Here is a 14,076-nt window from a genome sequence, read left to right on the forward strand (position 1 = left end):
GCATTATCTTTTACGGCTATTGCCCTGAAAAATCAAAATAAAGCACCATGTGCAGCGCACGGATAGGCTCTTTCTCAAAATCATAATACACGTGCTTCATCCCCATTGGTCCCGTTGTTTCTGGTTTCTGGGTTTTCGTACCGATGGCCGAAATACCATTCATAAAAGAGATATCTCCATTTGGAAACGTCGGCTCCATGTTTTTCCAATCGGTATCCTTTTGCTCTTTCGGTGTAAACAAACGCAGAAATACATCTTCCCGATCGGTAAACACTAAGAAAGACTGTTCATCGGTGATGAACTTCGTCCAGTACATATTACTGTGGTAGCCTTTAAACTCGGGATATTCAAACGGTATTTCACCTGTTGCGGCATCATTATAATCTTTCTTCCACACGCCAAACTGGTTTCCTTTCATCCGATTTTTCCAAACGCGATAAGGACCGCGACCCATATATTCCACGCCTTTTATCTTATCCTCCGGGAAGGAAAAATTGACCCCAACAAACTTGGTAAAGTATTCCTTCGGAAAGTATTGCACATGCATCTTTAGCTGTCCGGAAGGGTAGACCTCCCAGGTCAAGGTGTTATAACTTTCTTTCTTGTCGAACGTAGAAGCAATCACCACTTTATCATCTTCCTGCTTCAGCGTGAAGTTTTTAAAATTTGTCACCGCTTCCTGTACGGTAGGACCATTATGAAACGGAATAATACCTTTTGCATTTTTAACCTCTTCCAGCAGTCCATTTTCCCTATTGATACGTATGGTAACACCGTTTGCCGTAACGACATACTGCGAAGCCGTTTCGTTGACCTGAACGGCAGTGCCCGTCGTCTCCTTCATATTTTCTGCAATTTGATTCGGACGGCTTATCGGGAAGCTCCACGTAAAAATTTCGAGATCGTTGACATCTTTAGCGGTGATATACAGCACATCATAGTCTTGCCAGTCCGCCGGAAAATCTACTTTCAAAACGCCACGGTGGTAAGGCGCTATAGTCGGTGCAGCAATTGTTCCCGTCTGGCTTCCTTTATCCTCCCCATACGCGCCCAACTTTTTAAGTTCATAGCTGAACGAACACTGATCTGTATTGGTAAACGAATATCGGTTTTCTATATTAAATGCCCCATCAAACCCTTCCGTCATCTCCCGCTTTTCAAAAAATATCGGACTCCATACCTCTTTTATCGTATAGAAACTTCCTTCCTTCTCGTAATATGGCCCCACGATACCATCCGCACCATGATTTCCGTCGGTGTCTATGATATTGTCTTTGTCGGTACGCACCAATCCCTGATCTTGAAAATCCCAAAGGAATCCCCCTGCCGACAGTGGATTAGCCCACATCGCTGTCCAGTAATCTTCGATACCAGCACCATGCCCGCCATCCCACATACCATGCAGGAATTCCGTCGGCATCACAATATTATGGCCATGGTCATACGTCCCGATACCATAATTATATTCCCGGTAGTGCGTCGTTTCGAAACCACCATATACTGCCCAAGGATAGATCAATGGGCGTTTTTGGATATCGTTAGCAAAAAATAAACTGTCCAGCTCCGGGTTATGTCCACCTTCATTTCCATTTGCCCAAAAAATAATCGATGGATGGTTCTCCGATACGACCATCATTTCCTCCACGAGTTTTGTCCCCGTTGGTGTGTCGTAATGGCCATGCCAACCACCAAGCTCGTTCATGACATACAAGCCCAGTGAATCGCACACTTCCAGAAAATGGTTATCTGGTGGATAATGGGCCATCCGGACGGCGTTCATGTTCATCTCTTTCATCAGCTTCACATCGTGAATACTGATCTCCTTGCTCGTCGTACGTCCAGATTCCGGATGGAAAGAATGCCTATTGACGCCCTTGAATTTTATTTTTACACCATTGACGTAAACGCCGTCACGCTCTTTAACCTCCACCGTTCGAAAGCCAAATTTCTGTACTTTTTCGTGTACCTTTTTCCCGTTCTTTAGCAGTGTGATATGCGCTTGGTATAAGTGTGGGAATTCCGACGACCATAAGGCCGGATTGGAAAACTGCCCGTTCACCTCGGCCTGATCGTCCTGAAATTGGGCAGAAAGAACATCACCATACAATTGGCCATTAAGATCCTGGATCTGCACTTGAATTGCATCCGCTCCGCCTCTCTTCTGTATGATGCTACGAAAATGACCGTCTGCTTTGGCATCAATCGAGGCGCGGTGAATATAACTTTGTGGCAACGCCTCCAGATAAACGGGACGGAAGATACCACCGAATATCCAGTAGTCGGCTTCCCGTTCCGCTGCATTCACCGATTTATTGGCAGAATGTTTCGCCACAGTTACTTCCAGCGTATTATCCCCTTTATAGTTCAACAACTTGGAAATATCATACTTAAAAACATAAAAAGAACCTTGATGGATTTCTCCAGCAGACTTTCCGTTTACTTTAACCTCCGCATCGGTCATGACTCCCTCAAACACCAGGTTTACCACCTGCCCCTTCCAAGCCTTGTCTACCGTAAACGTATATTTATATAGACCTTTTTCTTTACCCTTATTTTCTTCTTTATTAAATCCGTAGTTATATTTACCAAACCCGTGCAATTCCCAATTAGAAGGAACCGGTATTTTGGACCATTTCCCCGAATTCATCCCTTCGGTGACGAAGAAATCCCACAGCACACCATCGTCTTTACCTTTTCCAGATAAATATTTTATTGCTGTGGTTTGGGCATACGAGAACGATAGTCCTACAAACCACAAGCACATCATCCATACGCATCTATAACTACGCTTCATGTCAATTTTTTGGTTAATCATTAATTCAATTTCTCTGCTTGGAACAATGAAATAGCGTATGCTGCTTCGTTGTCCATTCCGTCGGCATCTTCCACATCAAAATCCTGATCTGTTGGTGTATCCGCATTCGGGTACCGACGTATCTCTCCGGTGCGGAATGTCACCCGGCTGATTTCACTGACTGGCTGGAAAAACAAACGTGTTCCTTTATCTGTTCCGTTGATGTTGATCTGGTAGGAGCGTGTATGTACATCTACCGTCAACACAATATGATAGGCTTTTCCAGCTTCGTAAGATTGTACGGATGCCATACGGTATCCCGCTTTATTCAAAATCTGTGCTTCCGCATCAAACACCATACGGGCAGCTGCCTGTCCCAAATCATTGACCAACTCAATCTCTAGCTTACCGTGATCCGTCTGTTTCGGCGTAACGGTAAAGGCTATTTTTGCTTTCTTTGAAGATGCAATCACCCGGTCAGCCTTTGCATAATCAAAAGGATCCTTATCTTTTAGTACCAAGGTATTATTTTCCAGCTGAACCGGCGCCCATAACGGGCTGTATATATTCCATTGATTGAATATTTCTACGGCATTTTGGGAGAAGTCATCGTTTACATTACCCGTCACAGTCGCCGTAACTGGTACAGGCACCTTCGAGACCCACATATCTTCCTTATTCATACTGTATGTCACCCACATATTATTGTCGGGCGGTACACCATTACCCTCCTGTATTCCTCTTGGATATTGGGGTCCGTACGATTTATAGTTACCTCCATAGCGCATGGTCGTGATCTCGCCATTGATTAACAATAGGTCCGTATACGTTAGGCCATCATCACTTGTCGATAGCGCTAAAGGCCAACGAAACTCCGACGGGTTGTAAACAGTGGCAAAACGGTTGTCAGATGTACGTTGGCCCCATATTTTCGCGTTGCTGTTCACAAAACCCGGTGCACGTAATGGATCGTAACTCCAGGTTTTTCCTTTATCCTTACTGACCGATGTCAAGGCGTGCTTCCACATACCGACCACATTTCCATTATCGAGCGTATAATAGGCAAATGCTTTTAACGGACGTTTAAAAGGAACTAACGGATCGTCGCGATCAGCTTCTTCCACCCATTGCTGCATTTGCAGCGGTTTCTCCATCAGCTCCTTACACGCTGCCACGAATGCCTTGTCTTTACTTTTCGTATAAAATGGGAATTTTGCTAACTTCTGATCAAATGACGCATTAAAGCGGATAAAGTAAATCGGACCGAAAGAGCCATCTTTTTTAATTTCTCGCACGACACGTCCGATGCCGTTACCATCGTTGGGGTCATCTTTCGCGTCGAGTGCTACGCCATAGTAGCCGATGGTCAGCAACTTACCGTTAGACGCCGTATAGAATCCCACACGTTGGTGCATAATCGCATAGAGGTCTTTCCCAGCTTTATCGGTGCGTCCTGGTTTCGTAAACCCTTCCGGCACCAAATAAGGCGGAAACAGCTCTATCGGATCCGACCAGGTATAGCCATCTTTGGACGTCTGGAGAGAGGTTTTTCCCTCCGCCACATGCTCGCCAACCGGGTTACTCAAAAACTGCAGGTAATACTTATTGTTCCAATACGCTAAAAAAGGCTGATGGTTATAGGTAAAGTTTAATCCGCCGGCATGTTCTGGAAAAGCTCTGTTCGCCCGAAACGTTTGTATGTTATGGGTTCCCACAGCAGGTTTCAGCTGTCCGTGGTGATAATCTACGTTGGACAACGTTTTCCCCACGTAGGTCATCGTGTCTTGTGCCGTCACATACTGTGCCGTACATAACAGGGCTATACCTAATATTGTTGATCTCATTTCCTTTTTATTTTTGCTCTTTTAACAATTTTTCCAAATCCTTTTTGGATGCTTTGAAAATCGTTCCATGTTTATGTCCTTTCGGAACCGAAATCTTATCGTTGGCATTCTTAAACGTTTTAAAATCCGTGGTTGACACGGCTTCGTAGCTCATGGTGCCATAAGAATCAAAATAAATGAGCCATTCATCGTCAAGTTTAACCACCGAGGGTCCCTCTGTTTTAAAGCCTGTATAGGGCTCAGACACCTGCTCATACGGCCCCAATGGATTATCCGCAAAAGCAACTTTCAAGTTTCGGTTCGGACGCGTATTGTCTTTTAAGACTAATACATAATCGTTCTTATCTTTCTTTACAATGACCGCATCGATAATGCTGAATCCTGGGTCTGCGAATAACTTCGTCTCCGTAAACGTTTCAAAATCCTTCGTAGTCGTGTAATACATCCGATGGTTGTTTCGTTCTTCCTCTTCCCCTTTCGGGAAGCGCTCAGGGATAGTCGATGCCCATATAATAATAAAGCGATCTTCATCCTCATCATAGAACAACTCCGGGGCCCATATATTGACCGTTGTCTCCTCATGCGCCATAACGGGTACAATCTTTTTATTTTCCCAATGGATCAGATCTTTCGAAGAAGCATACCCAATGCCTTCATTACCTTGCCAACCGATGGTCCATACCAGATGATAAACCCCATCTTTACCACGTACCATCGAAGGATCCCGCATGATCTTTTGTTCGCCTAGTTCGGGCTTCAGGAAAATCCCATCAATCGCCGTCCAGGAATAGCCATCTTCACTGTACAAATACTGTAATCCGCCATCGGCGGGTTCACGAAAAGAAGTGTACATATAGACATCCCTCTGGCAAGATGCCAAAAGGGATGCTATTAACACAACAACTAAAGCCTTTATTTTACCTTTCATGCTCCTATAAACTATCTAAAACCAACACCCAATCATTTCCATCTTTCTCTCCTCCTTCTGGCTTAAAAGTCTGTACACCTGTATTTTCTACTTCTCCTATCACGGTTGATTCGCCCGTACGGGGGTCGAACCAAGAAGCCTTCACTTTATCACCATTGATTTTCCCCATGTTGATTTTCATTTCTCTACCATTATAATTATAGATAAATGCATAATGGTCTGTTCGTGTAGCCAATAAGCGGTTATATTTTTCACCATTTTCGGCCACGAGACTCTGATCGGGGACACGATCAAAATAACCATCTCTAGACAACATAAGTTTCTTCAGGAATTGCATTTGTCCGGCCCCCGGTGCATCCATGGCCTCTGTCCATAGCGTGGTTGATCCGTACGCTGTGGTGGTGTCTGTTGCGGCGTGCATTTGCATCACCGAGTTTTGTCCATAGGTATACCCGAAAGCACCGGCAAACACGGACCAATAACCGTAACGGCGCACATCATGGTCTTGCCAAACCGGCTCCTTCGTATCGTGCAGTCCTTGTGGAATACCCTCGTATGAAGGTTCTCCGTCGATCGTAGGTTTCACGGGGTTTAAAGCCCAGTCTACCTCCATAAATTTCCAATTGTCTTCGCCGTAATGTTTCTTTTCATTGCTCGATGTATCCTGGTCATATCTTCTGTGTCCAGATTGTACCATATTGAAGTCTAACCAAGGTTCGTTATGGAACCAATCGGAAGAAGCTGTTCTACCCCGTGGGTGATAGGTCATCAAATGGTTTGAATCAATAGCCTTAATAGTTTTTCCCATCTCCAGCCAAACCGCGGTAGAGTCGGACGCTGGAATATCTCCACCGTTCAACCAAATAATATTCGGCCTATCTTTCCAACGTTCTGCTAAGAAAGTCGCATATTTCGTTGTCTGTTCGACCGAAACTTTGCCATCTTTTACAGGCGATCCCCATACCGGAACTAACGCCATATAAATCCCTTTTTCCGCCGCCTGGTCAATAATATAATCGATATGATCCCAATAATCGTACTCTTCCGCTACTTCTGGATTATTTCCCTCCGTCACGAGCGGGCGCGAAATATCTTTGTTCACCATGGACGAGTCGCCATACACATTAACCGATGGTACAGTATGTAAAACCATCGCTTGCACCACGTTAAACCCTTTCCGTTTCCGATCTTCCAGATAGTGCTCCGCCTCATCTCGGTCTAATTTATTAAACAGCAGCCAGCCCGTGTCACCAAGCCAGAAAAAAGGTCTGCCATCGTCTGTCATTAAATATCTTCCATTTTCAGACACGCTCAAAGCGCTCATCTGCGACGAAAGTCTCCCTTCATCTGAGGTCGTCGAAGTACAGGAAAAAAGAGCTCCTGCAAATGCCAATGGTAATAGCTTTTTACAAATAGATATCATATTATTTCTTGGTTATCCAGATCACTTCTGGGGTGTTTTTATATTTTTTTAAGGTAATAGGTTGCCCTGTTTTCACGGATTCCGACCCCAGAATCGCTCCCGTTTTGGAGTCAATATGGTAAGCTTTGTAATTGCCCTTCCAAGCAGGCACATCCACTTGAAGCGACGTATTATCGGCATTGTAAAAAATAGCAGACTTCGAGCCTTCCAAACACCAGCTATTTTCTTGCTTCTTCACTTGCATACCCGAGACTTCTTTAACGAAGTCTGCATGGTCTACTTTCGGGATGTTCGCCATAGATCCACCAGCCATAAATACCGGCCACGCGTGTTGCGGATAACTATCGCTATGGTAAATAACCGCCTTATCTGGGAATTTTGTTCGATATTCAGAAACCGCACGGTACACCTGCTCCGGCGATGTTCCTTTCGACTTCATCTGCCGTGCGTGCTGACGCGGCGCTAGGTTCTTTCCACCTTGCGGCGCATAGGCCTCTCCATCCTTTTGATAATACCAATAACGAATATCGATTACTTGTATTTCTTTCGCTCTCGCTGCGTCCGCCAAGATCGCATCCTGCACATCTTTCGTCGCACTGAGACCAATTATCGGATGCAGGCCAGTTTCTGCTTTCCATTCCTTGATCACATCAATCCAGAACTCCACAAAGTGTAGGGGTCCCGTATATTCCGCACTGATCAGCTGGATCACACCTGTATTATCTTTAAAGTTTTCGAGACATTGGCGAATATACGCACGGTGCAGTTCACGTCGCACCGGATGGGTAACATCATAAAACTGTTCCGCCATAAAAATTCGTTTATCACCTGCATACGGTACCGGCTCCGGAAAACCAACATCATTGATATTATTTGCCGTACGCCACGGAGAATCGGTATAATGCGCGCCCGCTTCGAGAATATTATGCTGAAAATAGTTTTGATGCAACAACACCAACCCTTTCTGGTCTGCTAAATCTGCAAATTGCTTCAATCGATTCCAATAAAATGGATTGTATTTTGTTAAATCATATTTCGACAAACCATCAAACGCCAGTCCCTGTCCACTCCGGGCAAAAGGCAACTCATAAAACGGAGGCCAGACCTCGCCGTCCATACGTCGGATTCGTTCGTGGTCATCCCGTCGTCTATCATACCATAGTCCGTAATTATGATCTATGCTTAGTACGTGCTTTGCCAGCATATTATCCGTCACCTCTTTAAGATCATCGGTTAAGCCTGTACCGATCTCTCCCGGAACATAACGTGTAATATGCGGTTTGGCCTCTTGTAATCCACGGGGTCTAATATTTCCGTTCCACCAGGGTACATCAATTTTACGACCTGTCAACACTTCTTGCCCACGCACCAACCAGCCATTTAAGATGGCCATATCCGCCGCTTTAGCAGTCTTCATCTGTTTCGGCACATCTTTATCTGTCAGCATCTTTATCCCCTGTATATCGGTCGATAACGGATCACGTTGCGAAGCCTCTGCAATAAGATCTTTAAGTTGCGGTGCCGGCTTTTCAGCAACTTTTGTTAGCTCGGCAGCTACCGCGATCGTCGGACTAGACGATGCATCGGTCAATATCGGCAGCAATACTTTCCTTTTCCCCGCAGACTTACCTATTCTTTCCTCCAACTGCGCGTAATATAAACTTCGAGGGTTGACATGGTTATTAATTTCTGTCCAGTAGGCGTCGCCCTGAAACTGTGCCCAAAGGCCGAAGCCCCAATTTTGGGCAGTTGGGGGTTGGTCGCTCTCGATCAGTGCGGCAGTAGATTGCCAAAAAACACTATTTGCCGCTGTCCATCCAGCACCTTTTCCATCTTGCCCGCGATTCGTAAAGCGCAATGCCTGTGCATCAATATCCACAATATCAAACAATACACCCGAAGCCCAACTATCAATAGCGCCGCTAAAACCATAGGGCTCTACCGCTTGGCACTGCACAAATGCGTTTGGACCAGCAGCTGTAAACCCTACCGCGAAATCATGATAGCCTTTTTCAGAATATAGCCGTTGGAATAAGGTCTGTTGACCACGTGTATAAAAAGTATACCTTCGTTGGCCACCGATTTCAGAAACCGGATCACGGGAAATACAATCTTCTACCGTCAGTTTACTTGCTGTTTCCTTGGCATACACGGCTGATCCTGCAAAATACCTAAATTGCATCCGGCGAACCCATACATTCTGTGCATTCTCTACCGTAATGGCCATCCATCGATGATCTTCATCTTTCGAATTATTTTTATCAAAGGACGATTCCAGCTGTATGTTTTCGATACCGACCTGTTCGATCCTACCACTCCATGTATATTTTTCAACCGTTGCACCGCCATATTGTTGGTCTAATGCCGTGGTAATAGGTACGTCCAGCTCTATCTGGTTGCCGTCTATACGGACAATCCTTCGATCCCATGTGCTATTCCAGAACCCTGGTTTCCAACCTAAAAAGGACATTCCTCCACCAAATTCTTCCGCTTTTAGCGCGTTAATCCATTCTTCCGTTGACGGTCGGGTAATCATGACCCCGTCGCCTACTTTCAGGCCATTCGTATTGTCCAAATGGAGAATGTTTGCATTGACAGGAACATAATCATCTTGTACTTTTCGTTGTTCTTCTCTTTTGCAATCTTGTTCACCTACAATACGGATCAAGGTCTCCCTTGTCTGCCCTTCACCGACCAGTACCGTACCGTTCTCCATAAAACCAGCACCTCGCAATATCACGCCAGAAGTGTGCAAAATTAAAGAGCCAGACAAGGCATATTGTCCTGCTTGCAATAATACTGCTCCCCGCAGGCCCTGCTTGTCTAACGGCAATTGCGAGACATAATCGATTGCAGCTTGAATACGTGCCGTTGCATCCCCCCCCTTTACAGGCACTACAATTTTCACCAGTGCGTCAGGGATTGATTTATCGCCCCCCTCGTAACCTGCATGGGAAAAATCAGGAATTCGATTACCCAGCGAATCTGCTTGATAAACGAATTTACCTTCTTTCCAAAGCAATGGTGCAGGTACCTTTTGCGTATATCCTACAAAATAAAAGGTAAAAAGTAATCCCAGCGCACATAAAAACCTACCTGGGATCAATCGCCAATATGTCTGTTTATTATTCAACACCATACCATTTAAAAAAGATTTACTAAGCTCGAAGTAAAGCAGTTATATTCAACTCTTCTAACATTAACAATAGGTAACTTGGCCTATGTATCTCTTATACAAACATAGCTATAAGGGTATAGCTATGTTTGTAGTATTTTCTCCAGCTATTGTATCATTTTGCCGCATATGCACACACTTACCTTGGCAGCATCATAAGATGATACAATTAACTCATCGTATCGACATTATTGCCAAGATTTCGGTAATCGATTTTCTCCTTCGGATTTGTACCGTTCAAGTATTCTTCCACGTTGGTATAACCGTCGCCATCTGTATCTTTCACGCCATCAGTAGGGTCATTTGGATCCAAGCCATATTTTTTTTCCCATTCATCGGGCATGCCGTCGCCATCCGTATCTACCAGTACCTCCGTAGGATTATAAGTCAGCTCTGGATATCCACCCACTTCGGCAATATCCTTTATGATGCCCGTTTCGGTTGTCGGTTTGCCGGTGCGTACCATGTCGACCACGCGCGTATCAACAGCATCTCGTCTAGGCAAGGTTGCGCCAGCCTTGGCTAAAACTGCCTCGAAGGCCTCTTCTGCGGTATGGTGTGGCGCTACAGGCCATCCTACGAAAGGCGTACCGACACCGGCTATTTTCTTCGTCTCTTCCGCTGTCTCTCGACCATCTTTCAGCCGCATACCGGTCCAGTTGTCATTCGTGACCGCTGTGTTATCATGCATGATGTTTCCGGCAACATACCATTTCCCGGGTCGATTTGCCTCTTTCTCATACCATTCACCGGCCGCCCATGCACTGCCCGGCGAATACATGCTGCGTTGTTCGATACGTGCAAATACGGCACGCATATTATCGTTCGTCGCTGGCCCGGGTTTGAAATAATTGTTAATTAAATTTATCTCCGATGTCTCATCGCCTCCATCTATAGAACGGTGACGCCAGTTAAAAACCACATTATTCCGGAAATCAAATGGCCCTGACATGCCTATAGAAGGGTTACGTGCGGTATTGCTGGCGAACAGATTATGATGAAAAGTCGAGGGGTTTCCTCCCCACGTACCACCGAAAGCGTGTCCTCTAGCATCGAGTGCTTCACTCGAAATCGTCCATTGGATGGTAATATGCTGTGCGGGGTCTTTTATTTGCGTTGTTCCATCAAGTGATGGCCGCATATGTCGGTATAGCGAGATATTCTCGTCCATCCCCCAACTGGTAGAACAATGATCAATGATAATATGATGGTGCGGATTACCGCCGATATTATCATCACCCTGTCCACCTACCGGAACACCTCGACGTACACGCAGATGCCGGACAATGACATTGTGGGTATTGATATTAAGCGTACCGGCTATACAAATACCGTCACCGGGAGCAGACTGTCCCGCGATGGTGATATCAGGATGGTTAATATTCAGATCACCATCCACTTTGATAGTCCCCGCTACACGGAATACAACTATGCGGGGGCCTTTCGCTTCTAACGCCGCGCGGAGGCTGCCCTGACCGCTGTCGTTCAGGTTGGTAACCGCTATCACATTACCTCCACGTCCTCCGGTGGTAAACATACCCCCTCCCCAAGCTCCGGGGAATGCTGGAATAGCACCCTCTGGCAATCGCGGTGGATGTGGCGGTATCTGTCCCCGTTCGGGTTGTGCTTGCTGTGCGTCAGCACCGGTTGCCCCCAATAAAAGCGTCAAAAAAAGCAGACTTTTTTTCAACGATTTATATGGGAATGTTTTATTGATCATCATATACTAGTTGTTTTTTAGGTTTTCATTTACACTAAAACAAATTTAGGTAAAAGAGCCGAAGCATACTTATAATATATTCTCCGGCTCTTGTATCATTTTGTCTCCGTCAATACCCCTACTTTATTAATAGCCGTTAGATCCAAATTCATTAGCATTATTAATCTGATTTAAAAAGTTAAACGGAATAGGACGCTTATAATGTCTACTTGGAATAAAATTGGCCGCAGCAGTCTTATTATAAGCAGCTAACCTCGTTTCAAAAGCTTTGTTCCGTTTTAGGAGTGCCCAGCGGTTAAACTCCCCACAAAGTTCACGTGCATACTCATCAAAAACATCGTCCATTGTCGCCGTGGTTAATTGCATGCCGGTAGCCGTATTGAAATCTGCCGCGTCTCTACATGCTCTCCTTCTTAATTCATTTAAGTAACCAGCTGCTACTGCCCCATCGGCACTCGTGTTCATGGTAGCTTCTGCGGCAATCAGATAAACTTCCGCCATCCGCATGATCATGATATTCCCCAACTTCTGCTGGAAGTTCCCGCCTAGCCATCCGCCGTCGAAGTTCGTGTTAAATTTCATCATCGCCGGAAAAAGATTAGCCAAGCTTGATGGTGTTAAATTATTATTCGAGGTGACCCCTTTATATGTACTACCGGTAGGGTCACCCGTCAGGTCAAACAGCTCATCTATATTAACCGTCACATAACACCGTGCTTTTTTATCATCAGCACTCAGGTTTTCCTTGCTCAAATAGGCAAAAAACCGATCTTCATCTGCCGCTAAAGGATAAGGGTGTACATTCGCATTCGGTATCGTTTCTAAATTTGAAGTTGATCCATTATATGCCTCTTTTTCCCAAATTTTCGGAATATATTGCCAGGTCGCATTTCGAGAAGCCAGACTTGCATTAACATCCACGTAAGGATAAATCTTTTTTCCGACATGACTAGGATCTATACCGTATTTTGCACACATAGCAGCTGTGAGGGTAACAGTCGCAGCATCATAGGTAACGTTTGCCGGAGCAGGGGCTCCCGTTCCTAAACTACCTATCGCCTGTACGCCCGAATAGTTTGTAAAAGCGGTTACAAATGTGTTCTCCCAACGTTTATCGTATCGCGCATCGAAGCAGTTTATCAAATATCTTGTGGGTGCAATAAATTGTTGGTTTAAGCGACCATAGTAAGCATTCGAAGTATTGGAATTAACCCCTCTTCTGAAAATATCTGATGTCCCGAAAGCATCGTCTAATTTCGGGTAGTAGTGGAGATAGAGATTCGGTTTGGAGCCTCCTGTGAAGTAATCATAAGACTCATCGTAAGGATCTAATCCATACGCTGTAAAAAGTGCCTCTTGGTTATTTCTATTATTGTCCGAAGCAAATACATCTGCAAAATCATCGTATAACATCGCACCGTACTGACCTTTCCCATTGATCAGGTTGTCAGCAGCCTCTTTTGCAAGCTCCCAATAGGTTTTATCACCTTCCCGTAAATCCTCTCCTGCCCCTTGTGCATATACACGGGCAAGAAGGCCTAAAGCTGCCTTTTTCGTAACCCGCGCTGGATTTCCATCATATGGCGTAACGGGAAGATCATTAAACGCAGCTTTCAAATCAGAAACGATCTGCGTATAAATTTCGGGTATCCCGTTTCGTTGCGGGCTTAAATTTTTTACGGGGTCATTTGTCAATACCAATGGAAGCTCTCCGAATTGCGCTACCAAAACGGAGTAAAAGTACGCTCTCAAAAGTCGTGTTTCAGCTACCAAAACGGCTATATCTTCTGGATTACCATCGGTCAACGCCCCAGCCAGATCGATCGCCTTATTACAATGATTGATCGATCCCCAAGCATAATCCCAAGTATTTCTTACAACATTAGAATTGATGGTAAACTCTTCATAAGCGAGAAGATCCCTGTATTGGTTGTGGTTGCCATAGGGAAATGTCCACAAATCGGTCCCCCCTTCAGACACGATCCCATAAGGCATACCGATAAGAGGTCCCCATAGCCCTGTATAGCAATTAGACTGATAGGCTTTCCAACCTTCGAAATTAGTCAAGACATCTTCTTCAGACAGGACGACGGGATTGTACTCATCTAAACTACAAGAGCTGACCGCTACTGCAGTAGAGAACCCCAGTCCGATCGTATATAATATTCTTTTTAATTTATTTGTTTTCATGA

General features: G+C 45.0%; 7 protein-coding genes. All 7 read right to left on the reverse strand.

Going from position 1 to position 14,076, the window contains the following annotated elements; all coding sequences use genetic code 11:
- Positions 1 to 16: 16 nt before the first annotated feature.
- A complete protein-coding gene (locus EWE74_RS12145) occupies positions 17 to 2,794 on the reverse strand; it encodes a glycoside hydrolase family 2 TIM barrel-domain containing protein (protein WP_130141801.1) in 2,778 nt (925 codons plus the stop codon).
- A 20-nt stretch (positions 2,795 to 2,814) separates the two neighbouring features.
- Entirely contained in the window at positions 2,815 to 4,638 is a 1,824-nt protein-coding gene (locus EWE74_RS12150; RefSeq protein WP_130141802.1) for an exo-alpha-sialidase, read from the reverse strand.
- Positions 4,639 to 4,645: 7 nt separating this feature from the next.
- Positions 4,646 to 5,566 (reverse strand): glycoside hydrolase family 43 protein, encoded by a 921-nt coding sequence (locus EWE74_RS12155; RefSeq protein ID WP_130141803.1) that lies wholly within the window; start codon positions 5,564 to 5,566, stop codon positions 4,646 to 4,648.
- 4 nt (positions 5,567 to 5,570) lie between these two features.
- Entirely contained in the window at positions 5,571 to 6,989 is a 1,419-nt protein-coding gene (locus EWE74_RS12160; protein WP_165384704.1) for a glycoside hydrolase family 140 protein, read from the reverse strand.
- Position 6,990: 1 nt separating this feature from the next.
- Positions 6,991 to 10,128: a DUF6298 domain-containing protein gene (locus EWE74_RS12165; protein WP_165384705.1), complete on the reverse strand. Its 3,138-nt coding sequence runs from the start codon at positions 10,126 to 10,128 to the stop codon at positions 6,991 to 6,993.
- Between the two features lie 205 nt (positions 10,129 to 10,333).
- On the reverse strand, positions 10,334 to 11,887 hold the full coding sequence (locus EWE74_RS12170; protein ID WP_206365217.1) for a pectate lyase family protein: 1,554 nt from the start codon (positions 11,885 to 11,887) through the stop codon (positions 10,334 to 10,336).
- 123 nt (positions 11,888 to 12,010) lie between these two features.
- Positions 12,011 to 14,074, reverse strand: coding sequence for a RagB/SusD family nutrient uptake outer membrane protein (locus EWE74_RS12175; protein ID WP_130141805.1), 2,064 nt, complete (start codon positions 14,072 to 14,074; stop codon positions 12,011 to 12,013).
- Positions 14,075 to 14,076: the final 2 nt, after the last annotated feature.

Source organism: Sphingobacterium corticibacterium, from assembly GCF_004208525.1.
Lineage (GTDB): Bacteria > Bacteroidota > Bacteroidia > Sphingobacteriales > Sphingobacteriaceae > Sphingobacterium > Sphingobacterium corticibacterium.